The following is an 18406-nucleotide window of genomic DNA, read 5'->3' as shown; positions in this document are numbered from 1 at the left end:
CCTCGGTCGTTATGATCAACGATAGACAATACCGCCGTCCGTCAAGATGGCCTGACCCGTGATGTAATCGGAATCCGCGCTCGCCAGGAAGGAAACGAGGGATGCCACATCGTCCGGTGTCTGGGCGCGACCGAGCGCAATGCCGTCGACATATTTCTTGTAGGTCTCACCTTTCGGCGCGCCGGTAATCTCGGAGAAGCGCTCGTCGATTTCCACCCACATATCGGTGCCCACAATGCCCGGACAGTAGGCGTTCACGGTAATGCCTGCGCTTGCATATTCCTTGGCCGCAGCCTGCGTCAGCGCACGCACGGCGAACTTCGTCGCGGAATAAACGCCAAGCATGGCAAAACCGTCATGACCGGCAATGGACGAGGCGTTGATGATCTTGCCCTTCTGCTTGCGCGCCTTGAACTTGGCGGCAGCAGCCTGAATGCCCCAGAGCACACCGTCGACGTTGATGCGGAAAATGCGCTCAACTTCTTCCGGCTTCACATCGGCAATCGGCTGAACCTGCGCGATACCGGCATTGTTGACGATCACGTCGAAGCCGCCCAGTTCCTTTTCCGCATGGTCGATAGCGGCATAGACATCGTCGCGCTTGCTGACATCGGCTGAGAACGTGGACGCCTTGCGACCCAAAGCTTCGACCTCTTTTTTGACAGCTTCGAGCTTGTCCGCCTTGAGGTCTACCAGAGCGATATCGAAACCATCCTTGGCCAGCCGAAGGGCAATACCCCGACCGATGCCCTGTGCCGCACCGGTAACGAGCGCAACCTTGGTGTTAGCCGACATGATTCATCCTTTCCTGAGTGATTGATGAATGACAATGCAACGCATTCCCATGGCGATATGGAACACGTCCCGGCGCTATCAACCCATGCCAGCAGATTGATTTCATTGATTGGGATCAAATTGCCTTTATTAGAGAAAAGAAAAATAGAAAGCCCGGCAATGCCGGGCTTCTTCAGTTCGTTGATTGCTGCAAAGGCTGCTCAGATATTGGGCTCAATCTTTCCTTTGGCATCGCCCTTGTTCTTGTCCTTGACGGTGATCTTGTCGATATAGGCGAGAAACAACGCCGACACGACGAAGGCCAGATGGATGATCGTGAACCACATCAGCTGGTTCGACGTATAGGTCGTGGCATTCAGGAATATCTGCAACAGATGGATCGACGAGATGGCTACAATCGTCGATGCGACCTTGATCTTCAGCGAACCAGCATCGATTGTGCCCAGCCAGTGCACTTCGTCGCCTGCCTGATCAAAGCGGCTGACAAAATTCTCATAGCCGGAGATGACGACCATCACCAGAAGACTGGCTATCAGCGCAGCGTCGATCAGCCCCAGTATTTTCAGGATCGTATCGGTGTCGTTCAGCGATGTGACTTTCGTGGCAAAGTCGAACAGCTTACCCGCGAAGGATACGGCATAAATCGCCAGCGCAATGGCAAGGCCCAGATAGAAAACCACCAGCAGCCAGCGCGAGGCCAGAATGATGTTCTCAATGATCAATTCAATGCGTTTCATGGATCCGTTTCCAGGTCTTCATACCAGACACCTCATTAAAATTTGCTCCCCAGGGGATTGGGCCACGCTTGACGTCGAATAATGCGCAAAAACCAGAATGGTGACGGCGATCGCCAATTTCAATACGCGCAAATGCACAAACAGCAGTCTTTTAGCGCGCGTTTCGATCGGATCGGATCGGATCGGCGCTCTGTCCCGGGGAAAGACAGCCAAAGACAAAACCGCCTGCATTCACAAAGGAACGACTTTTTCTTATTTGATGTCATAAATATTGCTTCGCTGTGTCTTCAAAGCCGCTGGTCTAGACAACTCTTTCATAATATAAGGCGCCCCTGATATTTTATTGCCGCCTCACTCAAAAGCGTGGCGTTAAAAGCGGGAACCTAATGAATATCGAGACCGCCGTGAACGACAAAGCCAGCATCTTTGATCTGGCTCCTATTTCCCTTTGGCTTGAAGACTATAGCGGTCTTCGCAAGCAGTTCGATGCATGGCGGTCAGAAGGCATTACTGACCTCAAGGCTTTTCTGACCGAAGACACCGGCCGTCTTCGCATCTGCACGAGCCATATCCGGGTTCTGGCGGTCAATCGCAAAACCCTCTCGCTCTTTGAAGCGAACGACATCGACCATCTGGTCGGCAATCTGGGACGCGTGTTCCGTGAAGATATGCTGGAGCCGCATATCGATGAGATGGTGCAGCTTTGGAACGGTTCCGATACGTTCTACAGCAACACGATCAACTATTCGCTGGCTGGACGCCGCATCGATATCCAGCTCAAGGGCCGCATTCTGCCGGGGCATGAGCACAGTTGGGACCGCGTCCTGCTGTCGATTGAAGATGTGACGACCCGCGAGAATGCAATGCGCGAGCAGGATCGTCACAAGCGCCACGCGCAAGGCCTGTTCGAACATTCGCCTGTTTCGCTGTGGGTCGAAGATTTCAGCCGCATCAAGGAACTGATGGACGATGTGCGCCAGCGCGGCATTGTTGATTTCCGCGTTTTCACCGATGTGCACCCAGAATTCGTACGTCAGTGCATGAGCGAAATTCGCGTGCTGGAAATCAACAATGAAACGCTTGAGCTTTTCCTCGCGCCCGACAAGCCGACGCTGCTGCAATCCCTGCCGCAGATTCTGCGCGGTGAGATGGAAGCGCATTTCCGCGAGCAGCTGATCGACCTGTGGAACGGCATCCTGTTCCAGCGTCGTGAAGTGATCAACTACGCGCTGGATGGCACCGAACGCCATGTTCTGTTGCAATTCTCGGTCCTGCCCGGTCACGAAAACGACTGGTCAGTGGTACAGGTCGCGCTGACAGACATCACCGCGCGCAAGAAAGCGGAAGCCTATCTGGAATATCTCGGCAAGCACGACGTCCTGACCAAGCTCCACAACCGCGCCTTCTACGTGGATGAACTCAACCGGCTGGAGCGCAAGGGCCACCTGCCCGTCTCCATCATCATCATTGATCTGAACGGCCTCAAGTCTGCCAACGACCTGTGGGGGCATGCGTCGGGCGACGGATTGCTGCGCCGTATCGGCGAAGTGCTGAACGAAGCCGTCAAGCTGCCCGGCCACGCCGCGCGTATCGGCGGCGACGAGTTCGCAATCGTGTTGCCTTATGTGGATGAGCGCGGCGCGGAAGCCATGGTGGAAGACATCAAGCGACTGATTGAGATCAACAACCAGTATTATTCGCAATTGCAGCTCAACCTGTCCATCGGCACGGCAACCACGACGCCGGGCGAAACGCTCGAAGCCGTTGCCAAGCGCGCCGATCTTCTGATGTACGAAAACAAGCGCCAGCAATATTCGTCCAAGGGCGGATTGCTTTAGCAACGACAAAATGGCCGATCCTGTGATCGGCCATTTTGCTTTTTAATCGTCAAATTTGATCACGGATTTGCCGCGCGTCAGATCCGTCACAAGCCGCGAAAGATCATCCTGTGCGGCAATGGGCATTGCGCCCGTTATTTCCACGCCGTTGCCCGTGAAATTCTCCTGCGCTATCGCAACATGATCCACCGCAGTCAGCCGCGCTTTCAAAAGCGCATGGTCCGAAAAATCACAGGCGAAGGCAAAGCCGATCATCGGGATCACTTCGGTCTTCTCCGCCAGTCGCAGACAGGTCGCGGCAGTGCCGCCATAGGCGCGCATCAAGCCACCGCTGCCAAGCAGAATACCGCCGAACCAACGCGTCACCACCACCGCAATATTGTCGAGCTGCTGACCGTCAATCGCTTGCAGGATCGGCTTGCCCGCCGTGCCGCTCGGCTCACCATCATCGCTGAAACGATAGTTCTGCCCCATGCGCCATGCCCAGCAATGGTGGTTGGCTGCAAGGTCCGAATGCTCGCTCAGAAAATCCTTCGCCGCCTGCTCGCTTGCAACAGGCGCAGCAATGGCCAGAAACCGACTTTTCTTGATTTCCTGGCTATAGGTTTCGACGCGACTGATCGTGAACATGGCAATCCTGCAACTATGATTTTGCGGCCTATCATGTTCCTGTGTAGATGACGACCCCTTACGCATTGCTCACCATTGCGCCCACAGCGCGGAGGGTATAAGGCATTTCAGAAATGTGCTGTTTTTTTAACAGCCTTGATCTTCCCGCAATGACTTAAGAGGCCTGCCGATGTTCGATTTGATTGTGAGAAACGCTAATCTCCCTGATGGTCGCGAGAAGCAGGACATTCTAGTCAAGGACGGCAAGATTGCCGATATCGTACCTTCAAAGGGCGAGCATCAGGCTGCCAAGGAAATCGACGCTTCCGATCGCCTCGTAACGCCACCTTTCGTCGATCCGCATTTCCATATGGATGCAACCCTGTCGCTCGGTCTGCCGCGCCTCAACCGTTCCGGCACACTTCTGGAAGGTATTGCGCTCTGGGGCGAGCTGAAGCCCATGCTGACGGTAGAAGCCATGGTGGAGCGCGCCTTGCGCTATTGCGACCTGGCCGTCAGCCAGGGCCTGCTGGCCATTCGCAGCCATGTCGATGTCAGCGATCCGCGTCTTCTCACTGCCGAGGCAATGATCGAGGTACGCGAGAAGGTAAAGCCTTATATCGATTTGCAACTCGTCGCCTTCCCGCAGGACGGTTATTATCGCTCTCCGGGCGCGGTCGATCTCGTCAACCGCTCGCTCGATATGGGCCTCGATATCGTTGGCGGCATTCCGCATTTCGAGCGCACCATGGCTGACGGCGCTGCATCACTGGAAGAGCTTTGCCGCATTGCCGCCGAGCGTGGCCTGCCGGTCGATATTCACTGCGATGAAACCGACGATCCAATGTCGCGCCATGTGGAAACACTGGCCGCGCAAACTGTACGTTTCGGTCTTCAGGGCCGTGTATCGGGCTCGCACCTGACCTCCATGCATTCCATGGATAATTACTACGTTTCCAAGCTCATTCCGCTGATCGCGGAAGCGCAGATGAACGCCATACCGAACCCGCTCATCAACATCACGCTACAAGGTCGCGCCGATAGCTATCCGAAGCGTCGCGGCATGACCCGTGTGCCGGAGCTGATGGCTGCTGGCGTCAACGTCGCCTTCGGTCATGATTGCGTTATGGACCCCTGGTACTCAATGGGTTCCGGCGACATGCTGGAAGTGGGGCATATGGCGGTCCATGTTGCGCAAATGACGTCCATTGAAGGCAAGAAGCAGGTCTTCAATTCCCTCACCGTCAATTCAGCCAAGGCGCTCGGTCTGGAAGGCTACGGCCTTGCAAAGGGCTGCAATGCAGACTTCGTTGTCCTGCAGGCGCGCGACCCGCTTGAAGCACTGCGCCTCAAGGCAAACCGCCTGACGGTTGTGAAACGCGGCAAGATCATTGCGGAAACGCCGCAGCGTGTCAGCGCGCTCAATCTCGAAGGCCGCCCGTCTTCGGTCGATGGCGCCGATTACGCACCGCTCGGCTGATTAAATACGAAGTAGCGAAAAACTGGTGCCTGTTTTTCAAGCGACCGATAAAAGCGCTTGAATTAAAGGCAGATTAGTCGGAAATACGAGACATTGCTCATGCTCCTCCTGATCAGGGCGCAGGGCAATCCGTCGCGCATGGAAAGCACGCACAAACACCACCTTAATGAGGGGTCCAAATGGCCAAACTATCGAACTTTACCCGCCGCGACATTCTTGCAATGTCTGCGGCTCTCGGCGCAACTGCGATTTCCACCCGTGTTTTCGCAGCCGACGAAAAGCTGAAGGTTGCAGGCATTCACGCCTCGCCGGTTGAAAATGCCTGGAACTCGCGCCTGCACGAAGCGCTGAAGCAGGCTAATGACGAAGGCGTCATCGAATATGTCTTCTCCGAAGGCGTTTCGGCGAGCGACTATCCCCGCGCCATGCGTGAATATGCCGAACAAGGCATCAAGCTCATTGTCGGTGAATCCTATGCCGTCGAACGCGAAGCGCGTCAGGTTGCTGGCGATTATCCACAGACGACCTTCATCATGGGGTCCTCCGGCAAGCCGCAGGGTGACAATTTCGGCGTGTTCGGCACCTGGAATTTCGAAGCCGCCTATCTCGCAGGCATGCTGGCTGGCTCGATGAGCAAGTCCGGCACCTTCGGTTCAGTCGGCGCTGTGCCGATCCCGGAAGTCAACATGCTGATCAACGCCTTCCAGGACGGTGTAAAGGAAACCCGCCCGGATGCGAAATTCATCGCGTCCTTCATCGGCACCTTCTTCGATCCGCCAAAGGCCCGTGAAGCAGGTCTTGCAGCAATCGATTCCGGCGCGGACATTCTGTTCGGCGAACGCATCGGCACCGCCGACGCCGCCAAGGAACGTGGCATCAAGGCAATCGGCTCGCTGATCGACTATACGCCACGCTACCCGGATACGGTTTTTGCCAATGCAATGTGGTACTTCCGCCCGATCCTTAATGCTGCGATTGCAGACGTGAAGGCTGCGCAGCCGACCGGCAAGGACTACACGCCGTTCAGCCTGATGAAGGAAGGCGGCAACGACATCGTTTACGTCAAGGGCGTCGCACCGGCAGAAGCCGAAGCCAAGATGGAAGCGCGTCGCGCCGAGATCAAAGCTGGCACCTTCAAGGTCGAGCCGAACCCGGCTGAACCGAAGTAAGACAGCAGCATAACAGGGCGGCATAAAGTGGCATTCGATAGCAAGCAACAAGACGCAACAGCACTCGCGCAAGCGATTGCCGGAGGCGTTTTAAGCGCACGAGAGGCCATGGATGCCGCCCTTGAAGCCGCAGATAAATGGCGCCCTCTGGGCGCCATCGCATATCTCGATCCTGAACTGGGCCGCACCAATGCGGAAGCCTTTGACGCTAATGCGGACAAGGCGCCGTTTGCAGGTGTTCCGTCGCTGTTCAAGGATCTGGGCGGACCGTGCGCCGGTCTGCCAATCCGGCTTGGCTCGCGTGCCTTTGAAAACGCATCGCCGCAAATGGATTCCGAGTTAGGCAGCCGCCTGCGCAAAGCGGGCCTCAACTTTTTCGGCACTACTACTGTGCCGGAATTTGGCCTCGCGCTCGCCAGCGAGCCGGCAAGCGGCCCACGGACCCGTCATCCTTTCGATGAAGCGCTTTCGCCTGCTGGCTCATCCGGTGGTGCGGCCGCAGCCGTCGCAGCGGGTATTGTTTCCATTGCCCATGCTACCGATGCAGGCGGCTCAATCCGTGTGCCTGCCGCTGCCTGCGGTCTTGTCGGCCTGAAGCCGAGCCGTGGAGCCATTCCCGCAGGTCCACATTTCGGCAATTATCTCGCTGGTATCGCCAGCGAATTCGCACTTTGCCGCTCGATCCGTGATGCGAAGACGCTGCTTCCGCTCGTTGAAGGCAAAACCGAGGGCTTCCTGCCTGATCCGGCAATGAGCGTAGGCGAGCTGCCCGCGCGTCTGCGTATCGGCTTTGTCACTGAAGACCTTGCCGCCTATCCCGTTACCGCGGAGCGTATGCATGCTGTAACCGATGCCGCCCGTTTTCTGGAGGCGCAAGGCCATGCAATCTGCGAAATCCCGGCGCAAGATTTAAGCCCGCTTGTCGCTTCGAGCGCGCGGGCGTTTGACCGTATCATTTCCGTCAATCTTGCTGCTGCAATCGACTTTCTGGCAATCGATCAGGAGAAGCTGGAACCTTTGACCCGCGCCGTTGCAGAGCGAGGACGCGGGCTAGACGCGACCGCACTCTATCGTGCGATGAACGGCGCTGTCAGCGCTTCGCATATGCTCTGGCAAGTTTTCCGCGATATTGATGTGCTGATAACCCCTATGCTGTCCAGAGCGCCCTTGCCATTGGGCTCGTTTCCGATGAACCATGGCGATGTGGACCTACAGTGGCGGAAGATGAACGAATTTGCGCCCTACGCGGCGCTTGCCAATATTTCCGGCTTCCCGGCGCTTTCTCTGCCATTCGGAGAAGATGCCGACGGGATGCCGGTCGCCGTGCAGCTGATCGCCCCGATGGGCGCTGACAGGCTTCTTCTGAACGTCGGTCAGCGGCTGGAGGAAGATGGCCGCTGGCAGCATAAATTTCCCGTTGCGGGGTTGAACCAATGACGACGACAACAGTTCTTGAACTGCAAAACATCACCAAGCGCTTCGGTGCACTGACCGCCAATGATGATATTTCGCTGAAGCTGGAGCGTGGCGAAATCCTCGCTTTTCTTGGCGAGAATGGTGCAGGCAAGACCACGCTGATGAATATCCTGTTCGGCCATTATGTGCCGGATGAAGGGCGCGTCTTCGTGAAAGGTGTTGAGATCCCGCAAGGCAAGCCGCGTGCAGCCATCGATGCGGGCGTCGGCATGGTGCACCAGCATTTCACCCTCGCGCCGAACCTCACGGTTCTGGAAAACATCATCACCGGCACCGAAAGCCTCTGGAAGCTCAAATCCGCGCATGGTGCTGCGCGCGCCAAGATCGCGCAGATTGCCGAGCGTTTCGGCCTCAAGGTCGATCCGGATGTGCGGCTTGGCGATCTTTCAGTCGGCGAACAGCAGCGCGTGGAAATTCTCAAAGCACTTTATAACGACGCGGATGTGTTGATCCTTGATGAACCGACCGCCGTTCTGACGACGCAGGAAGCGGAAGGCCTGTTTGCAACGCTGAAAGAAATGGCGCGGCAAGGCCTGTCCCTGATCTTCATTTCGCACAAGCTGCATGAGGTTATGTCGGCTGCCGACCGGGTGATCGTGCTACGCGGTGGCAAGCTTGTCGCCGAACGCAAGGGCTCCGAGACGTCCAAGGAAGAACTGGCAGAGCTGATGGTGGGGCGGCGCGTCTCGCGCCCTGCCCGCGCGGCTGCGACGCCCGGTGAGACACTGCTGGAAGCAAGCAATGTTACGGTTGTGGAAGACGGAATCGCGCGCCTTTCGGAACTGAATTTTCAGGTTCGTGCCGGTGAAACGCTCGGCATTATCGGTGTGTCCGGCAATGGGCAAGGAGCGCTAGGACGGCTCGTTTCCGGTCTGAGCCAGCCTGCAAGCGGCGCGCTTGTCATGTTCGGCCAGACCGTGACCAAATTCGATCCCCGCCGCTTTGTAGCGGAAGGCGTCGGGCGCATCCCGGAGGACCGGAATGCTGAAGGCGCGATTGGCGACCTGACCTTGTGGGAAAATGCCATTCTGGAACGCGTGCGCGATCCAAAATTCTCGAGCGGCCTTCTCGTCAATCGCACAGCGGCACGCGAATTCACTGATCGCATCATCAAGGATTTCGATGTGCGCGGCGGCACGCCGGACAGTCGTATTCGCCTGCTTTCCGGCGGCAATATGCAGAAGCTCATTCTGGGTCGTAATCTGGAGACTGCCCCGCGCATTCTCATCGCCGCGCAGCCGACACGCGGGCTGGATGAAGGTGCGGTTGCGGCAATCCACACCCGCATTCTGGAAGCGCGCGCCAAGGGTGCAGCAGTTCTCTTGATTTCCGAAGATCTCGATGAAATCATTGGCTTGGCGGATCGTGTTCAAGCGATTGTTAAAGGTCGCCTCTCCCCACCCATCGATGCAGAAGAAGCCAATGCGCAGAGACTTGGCCTTATGATGGCTGGCGAATGGCAGACACATACCACGAAGGGGCTGAACTGATGCGTATTGAACGACGCGAAACCCGGCCCATGGCATTGGTCGCGACCGCTCCGGTCGTCGCGGTTCTGGCCGCATTCGTGCTGGCAGGCCTGTTGATTGCCGCTGCCGGTGCACCGGTTCTGGAATCCTTTCGCCAGATCGCCATCGGCGCTTTCGGCAACAAGCTTTCGATCAGTGAAACGCTGACGCGCGCCACGCCGCTGATGCTGACCGGCCTTGCCGCTGCCGTCGCCTTCCGCTCCAAACTCTGGAACATCGGCGCTGAAGGGCAGTTCTATATGGGCGCACTGGCGGTTGTGGCCATGGGCACGCAATTGCAACTGCCCACTCCTCTCCTCATTCCGCTGCTGCTGATTGTCGGCGCGATTGCGGGCATGATCTTCCTGCTTATTCCGCTCGGGCTTCGCTTGCGCTTCGGCGTCGACGAAGTGGTGACGACCCTGCTTCTCAATTTCGTTGCAGTGCTGTTCGTTTCCATGATGATCGAAGGTCCGATGAAAGACCCGCTCGCCTTTGGCTGGCCGCAGTCTGAACCGGTGCCGGATGCCGCTGTGCTGCCGAAAATCATGACCGGTATGCGGCTGCATATCGGCATCCTGATTGCCATCGCGCTGGCGCTGATCATCGCCTATGTGCAAAAGCGCACCGTGTTCGGCCTTGAAACCAAGGCCGCCGGTATCAATCCGGGTGCAGCTCGCTTTGCAGGTGTTCCGCTCGGTCGCACGCTCATCAAGGTTGCCTGCATCTCCGGCGGACTGGCAGGCCTTGCGGGCGCTATTCAGGTCATGGGCGTGAAAGGCTACGTCACGACCGACCTTTCGCCCGGCTTCGGCTATTCAGGCATCATCGTTGCCATGTTGGCCAATCTGAACCCGATCGGCGCGATCTTCTCAGCGCTGTTTGCCGCCGCCATGTTCGTTGGCGCAGACGGCATGAGCCGCGCCATCGGCATTCCGAGCTTCATTGCCGATGTGACTGTGGCGCTGTCGCTCCTGACGATGCTCGTCGCCTTGTTCTTCACCCAATACAGGATCGCCCGATGAACGAGTTGATGGATATCCTGCTCTCCGCTGGCCTCTGGGTCTCGGTCCTGCGTATTGCAACACCGCTGATCTTCGGCACGCTCGGTGCGCTTTATTGCGAACGCGCAGGCGTGCTTAACCTCGGCATCGAAGGCATCATGACCTTTGGCGCGATGATCGGCTGGCTGACCGTCTTTAACGGCGCGGACCTTTGGGTGGGCGTTCTTGCGGCTGCCGCTTCCGGCGCATTGTTCGGCCTGCTGCACGCGGCGCTCACCGTCCCGCTCGGCCTGTCGCAGCACGTGGTCGGCCTCGGCATCACGCTGTTTGCTTCCAGCCTCAGCTATTTCCTGTTTCGTCTGCTGGTGCCGCTTTCTTCAACGCCGCCGACAATCACGCCGTTCCAACCAGTGAACCCGTCGTTCCTTGCCGATGTGCCTTTCCTCGGGCAGGTACTGGGCACACAGACAGCACTGACGTGGCTCGCCATCCCGTTGGCGCTGCTGCTTGGTTATGTGCTCTTCCGCACACCGCTTGGCCTTGCCATCCGCATGACGGGTGAGAACCCCCATGCTGCGGAAGCGCAGGGTATCAACCCGATCCGGGTGCGCATTTTCACCATTATGTTCGGCAGCGCATTGATGGCGGTTGGCGGAGCGTTTCTCACGCTTTCGGCGTTCAACTCTTTCTTCCCGACCATGATGCAGGGACGCGGCTGGGTCTGTATCGCGCTTGTCGTCTTCGCGTCGTGGAAGCCCGCCCGCGCATTGCTGGGCGCATTGCTGTTCGCGCTGTTCGATGCGTTTCAGCTTCGCCTGCAAACGGTTTATGGCAAGGCTGTGCCCTACCAGCTTTTCCTGATGATCCCTTACATCATGTCGATTATCGCGCTGATCGTCATGGCGCGACGCTCACGTGTCCCGCAAGCGCTGATGCAGCCTTATCGTCGCGGAGAGCGTTGACAACATAATCGGCAGCAAGGCAGGCGATAGCGAATACCGCCAGCCCGCCGAGAAAGTCGCTCAAATGGTGTCCGCCATGCAAAAGCAATGCGGGCACCATCAGCATGTTGAGCAGCAGTACGGGCAAGCGCAGCCACACGATCTGCCATGTGAAGAACACAGACATGACCGCCATTACGGTATGGAATGATGGAAAGCCGATGAGGCCGAGCACATTGGCTGGTGACAGATAGTCGACACCTTGTATCGAAAGACGAACAAGTTCTGCGGCGTAGGTAGGGCCAACGGGAAGACCAAGCTTCGCCTCGACGTTCGCGGGCAGTGTCGAGACGGCGGATGCCCCGAATGACGGGAAAAACGCCCATATCGCCATGCAGGCTAGCGCGCCAATCATCCCGGTGATGAGAAAATGCGCAAGCTTGCGGGATTGTCCGGTAAAACCGAGCAGAAGCACCACGATGACCAGTTGCGGCAGAGATGTGAAATAAACGATCTTCAGAAGCGCCGAGAAGCCGGGCCGTTCGGAAAAGAACAGGACCAGACTTGGCCAGTGATAACCGATCAGCTGATCAACACTCACCCAGAAATCGTCAATTCGCGGGAAATGGATTGGCAGCAACATATAGTTGAAGACCGAGCCAACCAGAGTGAACAATATAAAACCCGCAGTCAGAATTAGCGTTTCCGAAATACGCGCATCGCGTCTGACATGCCGATAGAACAGGCCAAGCATCATTGTGCCAAGACCGATCATGCTGAGCATCCCGTAACCTGCCCAGTCTACGCGAATACCCTTTGCTGCAATGAGTATGAGGTCGATTGCGCCCAAAACAGCAACGACCGTCAGAACAAAACGCTCATAACGCGAGAATATCATCAGCGCCCCCAATCAAACCACATGATCGGCGAAAGAGCTGAAATTCACGTTAAACGTGCAAACAAAAACGGCGCCCGAAGGCGCCGTTTTCAATTTAATATCGAAAGCAATCAGGCAACGCTTGCCTTGCCGCTTTTTTCAAAGCGCTTGCGCTCATTCGGGTCGAGATAGAGCTTGCGAAGACGGATCGACTTCGGCGTCACTTCGACCAGCTCGTCGTCCTGAATCCACGACAGAGCGCGTTCCAGCGTCATCTTGATCGGCGGGGTGAGCTTCACAGCTTCATCCTTGCCAGCGGCGCGGATGTTGGTGAGCTTCTTGCCCTTGAGAACGTTGACTTCGAGATCGTTGTCACGGCTATGGATGCCGATCAGCATGCCCTGATAAACCTTGACGCCAGCGTCGATGATCATCGGGCCGCGATCTTCCAGGTTAAACAGCGCGTAAGCAACTGCTTCACCCTGGTCGTTGGAAATCAGAACGCCGTTGTTACGGCCAGAGATTTCGCCCTTGTATGGCTGATAGTCGTGGAACAGACGGTTCATGATCGCCGTGCCGCGCGTATCAGTCAGCAGTTCCGACTGGTAGCCGATCAGGCCACGGGTCGGAGCGTAGAACACCATACGAACGCGGTTGCCGCCCGAAGGACGCAGCTCGACCATTTCGGCCTTACGTTCAGACATTTTCTGAACAACGGTGCCCGAATATTCTTCATCGACGTCGATGACGACTTCTTCAACCGGCTCAAGCTTTTCGCCGTTTTCGCCGTCTTTCATGACGACGCGCGGACGCGAAACGCCAAGCTCAAAACCTTCACGACGCATGTTTTCGATCAGAACTGCGAGCTGCAATTCACCACGACCGGAAACGAAGAACGAATCTTTTTCGTTCGATTCTTCGATCTTGAGCGCAACGTTACCTTCAGCTTCCTTGAGCAGACGGTCACGAATAACACGGCTCGTCACCTTGTCGCCTTCGGTGCCCGCATATGGGCTGTCGTTGACGATGAAGGACATGGTCACAGTCGGCGGATCGATTGGCTGAGCAGCCAGAGGCTCGCTGACCGAAGGATCGCAGAACGTGTCAGCAACAGTGCCCTTGGAGAGACCGGCAATAGCAACGATGTCGCCTGCATGTGCTTCATCAATGGCCTGACGCTCGATACCGCGGAATGCGAGGATCTTGGAGATACGTCCGGTTTCGAGCAGCGAGCCGTCCTGACCCAGAACCTTGACGGCCTGGTTCGACTTGATCGAGCCGGAATGAATACGACCGGTGATGATACGGCCAAGGAACGGATCGGCTTCGAGGATCGTACCGATCATGCGGAACGGGCCTTCAGCAACCTTCGGCGCCGGAACGTGCTTGAGCACGAGATCGAACAGCGGAGCCAGACCTTCGTCCTTCGGGCCTTCCGGGTTCAGCGCCATCCAGCCGTTACGGCCAGAGCCGTACAGGATCGGGAAGTCAAGCTGTTCGTCGGTCGCGTCGAGATTGGCGAAAAGGTCGAAGACTTCGTTGATGACTTCTTCATGGCGGCCATCCGGACGGTCGATCTTGTTGATCGCTACGATCGGACGCAGACCAACCTTCAGCGCCTTGCCCACGACGAACTTCGTCTGTGGCATCGGGCCTTCAGCGGCGTCAACGAGAACGATAGCGCCGTCCACCATCGAAAGGATACGCTCAACTTCACCGCCGAAGTCGGCGTGGCCCGGCGTGTCGACGATGTTGATACGGGTATTCTTCCAGACAACCGAGGTCGCCTTGGCGAGAATGGTGATCCCGCGTTCCTTTTCGATGTCGTTGGAATCCATCATGCGTTCTGCGACGCGCTGGTTTTCGCGGAACGAGCCAGACTGCTTCAGGAGTTCATCGACCAGTGTTGTTTTGCCATGATCGACGTGTGCGATAATAGCGATATTACGCAATTCCATATGGAGATCACTTCTATATGAGTTGGGAGCCGCGCCAACAGACCCGCGCGGAAAATCAATGCGGCGCTCTTACAGGTTTTTTTGCGTTTTAGAAAGGGGCAGCGCGACACTGCCCCTTATTTCTCGCGAAAAACCGTTGTTTAGCGGCGTTTTTACACCGTCATTCTGTCAGTTTTTTGTCAGTATCAGCGCCATGTCGGTGCTGGGCGTCACAACAAAGTGCCGGAAAGAATGACGATGGCGACACTGAAATAAATGACCAGACCCGTTACATCGACCAATGTCGCCACGAATGGCGCCGACGCGCTGGCCGGATCGAATCCAAGCCGTTTTAGCGCAAAGGGCAGCATTGAACCGGTCAAGGAACCGAACATCACGATACAGACAAGCGCCATGCCAACCGTCAGAGCGACCAGAATCCAGTGCTCGCCATAGTCATAGATGCCGATCATCTGCCAGACGGCGATGCGGACAATGCCGATGAAGCCGAGGAAACTGCCGAGAGCAAGCCCCGTAGGCAGTTCACGCAGCGCGACGCGCCACCAATCCTTGAGTTTCACTTCCTGCAACGCAAGCGCACGGATGATCAACGATGTAGCCTGCGATCCGGAATTGCCACCCGACGACATGATGAGGGGTATGAACAGCGTCAGAACGAGCGCCTTTTCCAGTTCCATTTCGAAATGCTGCATGGCGCTTGCCGTCAGCATTTCGCCCAGAAACAGAACACCCAGCCAGCCAGCGCGTTTCTTCAGCATTTCGCCAAAGCCGATGCGCATATAAGGCTTATCCAGCGCCTCCATACCACCAAAGCGATAAGCGTCTTCGCTGGCATCTTCGGTGATCGCGTCGAGCACGTCGTCAACAGTCACGATGCCGATGATATGGCGGCTTTCATCCACCACAGGCACGGCCAGAAGGTCGTGTTTGCGGAACAGACGCGCGACATCTTCACGGCTGGTGAGCGGGGAAATGGTGATCGGCTCTTCGTCGCGGACGATTGATAGAATCGGTTCTTCCGGCTGACGGATAATCAGGCGGCGCAAGCTGACCACGCCTTCCAAAGCGCGCGTTTTCGGATCGACAACATAGATCGCGTAAACGGTTTCGCGCGTGCGTTCGACCTTGCGAATGTGATCGAGCGTCTCGGCCACATTCCAGTTTGACGGCACCGCGATGAATTCGGTCGTCATGAGCGAACCGGCCGTATTTGGCGGGTAACCCATGAGCTTTTTCAGATTGGCCTTGGTTTCCGGGGCCAAAATGGCGAACAGTCGCGCACGGTCACTCTCGTCGAGTTCCTGAAACACATCCGTCGAGCGGTCGGCTGACATGCCATCCAAAAGGAGGCTCGCAAGCCCCGGCGCAAGCGCCGCTACAATTTCGGCAGTACGATGCAGTTCCGGCTGATCAAGCAGGCGGATGGCATCTTCATGGGTGAGTTGTCCGAAGACGGAGATTGCGTCATCATCTTCGAGCTCGTTCAATAGCTCAACGGCATCGCCCGTATGCATATCGGCGATACGTGCAGCAATTGCAGCCGCCGGGAGGTCGGCGACATCGAGCACTTCCGGAGAGAAGTTGTTGTCGGTCATAAGCTTGCCTTTCCGTCGATCCGCCGTCAAAGGCAGATCGTGCAAGCTGACCTCAAGCGATCAGTACACGGCTACCTTGACGGCTGACACAATCGACTGTGACTGTCGCTGGGCATAAGAGAATAAAACTCCGGTTGAAGATTGCTGCCGTAAAGAGATTGCGGACAGCCAGCGTGATGTGCGCTTGGTCGCCCCTAAAGTCAAGCCCCACACAGACGAAGTCGAAAGGTTTTTGCAGGCAAAGCGACAAACGTTGTCATCTCCCGCCTGAACCGTAAAAGCCGGTCGAACACCCTTGCCCGCCCGGCAGCGAGACCTTAAGTCTGGATGATCGAATTCATTTTGATCCGGAGTTACATGATGTCCGACAAGCCCACCTATAATCACGCGCTCACAGACTGGAACGGACCGCTGGGCCTGCCGGATTTCACCGCCTTCAAAGACGAAGATTTCGCGCCTGCTTTCGATGCGACGCTTGCTTCCGACCTTGCCGAAGTGGAAGCCATCACCCGGACGACTGGCGAAGCGACAATCGAAAACACGCTGAAAGCTTTGCAACTCACAGGCAAGGCGCTCGACCACGTGGCAGCCATTTTCTGGATGCGCGCTGGCGCCCATAGCAACGATGCAATTCAGGCGCTGGAGCGTGAAATCGCGCCGAAAATGTCGCGTCATTATTCGCGCATCATGATGGACCCGGCTTTGTTCGCCCGGATCGACGCGCTTTACGACAATCGCGATATGCTCGATCTCGACACGGAAACCAAACGCGTTCTGGAAAAGACCTGGAAGGGCTTTGTTCGGTCCGGCGCAAAGCTCGATGATGCGGGCAAGGCTGAACTGGCTGGCATCAACGAAAAGCTCGCCGGTCTTGGTGCGCGCTTCGGCCAGAATGTATTGAAAGACGAGTCGAGCTGGGCGCTGTTCATCACCGATGAAGCCGATCTCGCAGGACTGCCGGACTTTCTGAAGAACGCCATGCAGAGCGCCGCAGCTGAACGCGGTAAGCCGGATGCTTATGCGGTCACACTGTCGCGCTCCATCGTCGAGCCATTCCTCACCTTCTCGCAGAACCGCGCCTTGCGCGAACAGGCTTTTAACGCATGGGCCAAGCGCGGCGAGAACGGCAATGAGTCCGATAATCGTGAGATCGTGCGCGAGATGGTCGAGTTGCGCGAGCGCAAGGCCCATCTGCTCGGCTATGCGAATTTTGCTGCCTATAAGCTGGATGATACCATGGCCAAAACGCCAAAGGCCGTCATGGACCTGCTGGAACCGGTTTGGGACAAGGCGCGCGCAAAGGCTGCCGAAGAACAGGCCGAACTTGAGCGCCTGATCGCCGCCGATGGCAGCAATCACAAGGTCGCGCCGTGGGACTGGCGTTTCTACGCAGAAAAGCTGCGTGCCGAACGCTTTGCCTTCGATGAGGCCGAGCTGAAGCCTTATCTGCAACTGGAAAAGATCATTGAAGCAAGCTTCGATGTCGCCACCCGCCTCTTTGGCGTTCGTTTCGAAGAAAAGAAGGGCATTGCCGCATGGCATCCCGACGTGCGCGTGTTTCAGGTTTTCAACCCGGATGGCAGCGAACGCGGTCTGTTCCTTGGCGATTATTTCGCCCGGACATCGAAGCGCTCCGGCGCATGGATGAGCGCGCTGCAATCCAGCCACAAGCTCGACAACGGCCAAAAGCCAATCATCTACAATGTGATGAATTTCGCCAAGCCCAAGGCCGGTGAGCCTGCCCTGCTGTCGCTTGATGACGCCCGCACGCTGTTCCATGAATTCGGCCATGCGCTACACGGACTTCTGTCGGATGTGACATGGCCTGCCGTTTCCGGCACTGCCGTATCGCGCGACTTCGTGGAACTACCGTCCCAGCTTTACGAACACTGGCTGACCGTGCCTGCCGTTCTGGAAAAATATGCCGTGCATTACCGCACTGGTGAAGCAATGCCCAAGGCGCTTCTCGACAAGGTTCTGGCTGCGCGTTCGTTCAATGCCGGCTTCAACACAGTTGAATTCACCGCGTCCGCTCTGGTGGATATGGCGTTCCATACCGGCAATGAGAAAATCGCCGACCCGCTGTCCTTCGAGGCAAAGACGCTCGAAAAGCTTTCCATGCCCGATGCGATCATCATGCGCCACCGCACGCCGCATTTCACGCATGTGTTCTCCGGCGATGGCTATTCCGCCGGTTACTATTCCTACATGTGGTCGGAAGTGCTGGATGCGGATGCGTTCTCGGCCTTTGAAGAAACCGGCGACGCTTTCAACCCGGAACTCGCGGCCAAGCTGAAGCAGCATATTTACGCCGCTGGCGGGAGCCGCGACCCGGAAGATCTGTACAAGGCATTCCGCGGCAAGATGCCGACACCGGATGCAATGATTGAAAAGCGCGGATTGAACTAAAGAAAAAGGC

At 56.9% G+C, this 18406-nt stretch carries 14 protein-coding genes; 8 read left to right on the top strand and 6 right to left on the bottom strand.

What is annotated here, in order from left to right:
• Positions 1 to 15: 15 nt before the first annotated feature.
• Positions 16 to 795: an acetoin reductase gene (locus tag FHW03_RS06580; protein ID WP_182519888.1), complete on the bottom strand. Its 780-nt coding sequence runs from the start codon at positions 793 to 795 to the stop codon at positions 16 to 18.
• Positions 796 to 995: 200 nt separating this feature from the next.
• On the bottom strand, positions 996 to 1532 hold the full coding sequence (locus tag FHW03_RS06575; RefSeq protein ID WP_182519887.1) for a TIGR00645 family protein: 537 nt from the start codon (positions 1530 to 1532) through the stop codon (positions 996 to 998).
• A gap of 386 nt (positions 1533 to 1918) precedes the next feature.
• Between FHW03_RS06575 and FHW03_RS06570 the strand changes: the two genes are divergently transcribed.
• Positions 1919 to 3370: a GGDEF domain-containing protein gene (locus FHW03_RS06570; RefSeq protein WP_182519886.1), complete on the top strand. Its 1452-nt coding sequence runs from the start codon at positions 1919 to 1921 to the stop codon at positions 3368 to 3370.
• Positions 3371 to 3412: 42 nt separating this feature from the next.
• On the opposite strand, the gene FHW03_RS06565 is transcribed toward FHW03_RS06570, so the two are convergent.
• A complete protein-coding gene (locus FHW03_RS06565) occupies positions 3413 to 4000 on the bottom strand; it encodes a YigZ family protein (RefSeq protein WP_182519885.1) in 588 nt (195 codons plus the stop codon).
• A gap of 169 nt (positions 4001 to 4169) precedes the next feature.
• On the opposite strand from FHW03_RS06565, the gene FHW03_RS06560 reads away from it, so the two are divergent.
• The 6 genes from FHW03_RS06560 to FHW03_RS06535 all read left to right on the top strand — a co-directional run bounded on the left by FHW03_RS06560 (position 4170) and on the right by FHW03_RS06535 (position 11578).
• Complete coding sequence (locus FHW03_RS06560; protein ID WP_182519884.1) at positions 4170 to 5459, top strand: amidohydrolase family protein; 1290 nt, start codon at positions 4170 to 4172, stop codon at positions 5457 to 5459.
• Between the two features lie 179 nt (positions 5460 to 5638).
• Entirely contained in the window at positions 5639 to 6628 is a 990-nt protein-coding gene (locus FHW03_RS06555; RefSeq protein ID WP_182519883.1) for a BMP family protein, read from the top strand.
• 27 nt (positions 6629 to 6655) lie between these two features.
• Positions 6656 to 8065 carry an amidase gene (locus FHW03_RS06550; RefSeq protein WP_182519882.1) on the top strand — a complete coding sequence of 470 codons (1410 nt, stop codon included), beginning with the start codon at positions 6656 to 6658 and terminating at the stop codon, positions 8063 to 8065.
• A complete protein-coding gene (locus tag FHW03_RS06545; protein WP_182519881.1) occupies positions 8062 to 9594 on the top strand; it encodes an ABC transporter ATP-binding protein in 1533 nt (510 codons plus the stop codon). The genes FHW03_RS06550 and FHW03_RS06545 overlap by 4 nt, the downstream gene beginning before the upstream one ends.
• Positions 9594 to 10637 carry an ABC transporter permease gene (locus FHW03_RS06540; protein WP_182519880.1) on the top strand — a complete coding sequence of 348 codons (1044 nt, stop codon included), beginning with the start codon at positions 9594 to 9596 and terminating at the stop codon, positions 10635 to 10637. The genes FHW03_RS06545 and FHW03_RS06540 overlap by 1 nt, the downstream gene beginning before the upstream one ends.
• On the top strand, positions 10634 to 11578 hold the full coding sequence (locus tag FHW03_RS06535) for an ABC transporter permease (protein ID WP_182519879.1): 945 nt from the start codon (positions 10634 to 10636) through the stop codon (positions 11576 to 11578). The genes FHW03_RS06540 and FHW03_RS06535 overlap by 4 nt, the downstream gene beginning before the upstream one ends.
• Here the strand turns inward: FHW03_RS06535 and FHW03_RS06530 are convergent.
• From FHW03_RS06530 to mgtE, 3 genes are all read right to left on the bottom strand, one after another.
• Positions 11514 to 12455: a phosphatase PAP2 family protein gene (locus FHW03_RS06530; RefSeq protein WP_182519878.1), complete on the bottom strand. Its 942-nt coding sequence runs from the start codon at positions 12453 to 12455 to the stop codon at positions 11514 to 11516. The two genes, FHW03_RS06535 and FHW03_RS06530, sit on opposite strands and share 65 nt — an antisense overlap.
• Before the next feature lie 110 nt (positions 12456 to 12565).
• Positions 12566 to 14392 (bottom strand): translational GTPase TypA, encoded by a 1827-nt coding sequence (gene typA, locus FHW03_RS06525; RefSeq protein ID WP_182519877.1) that lies wholly within the window; start codon positions 14390 to 14392, stop codon positions 12566 to 12568.
• Between the two features lie 209 nt (positions 14393 to 14601).
• Positions 14602 to 15987, bottom strand: coding sequence for a magnesium transporter (gene mgtE, locus FHW03_RS06520; protein ID WP_182519876.1), 1386 nt, complete (start codon positions 15985 to 15987; stop codon positions 14602 to 14604).
• 360 nt (positions 15988 to 16347) lie between these two features.
• Between mgtE and FHW03_RS06515 the strand changes: the two genes are divergently transcribed.
• Positions 16348 to 18396 (top strand): M3 family metallopeptidase, encoded by a 2049-nt coding sequence (locus FHW03_RS06515; RefSeq protein WP_182520068.1) that lies wholly within the window; start codon positions 16348 to 16350, stop codon positions 18394 to 18396.
• Positions 18397 to 18406: the final 10 nt, after the last annotated feature.

Source organism: Ochrobactrum sp. RH2CCR150 (assembly GCA_014138095.1).
Lineage (GTDB): Bacteria > Pseudomonadota > Alphaproteobacteria > Rhizobiales > Rhizobiaceae > Brucella > Brucella gambitense.
This window is presented reverse-complemented; position numbering and strand designations above follow the sequence as displayed.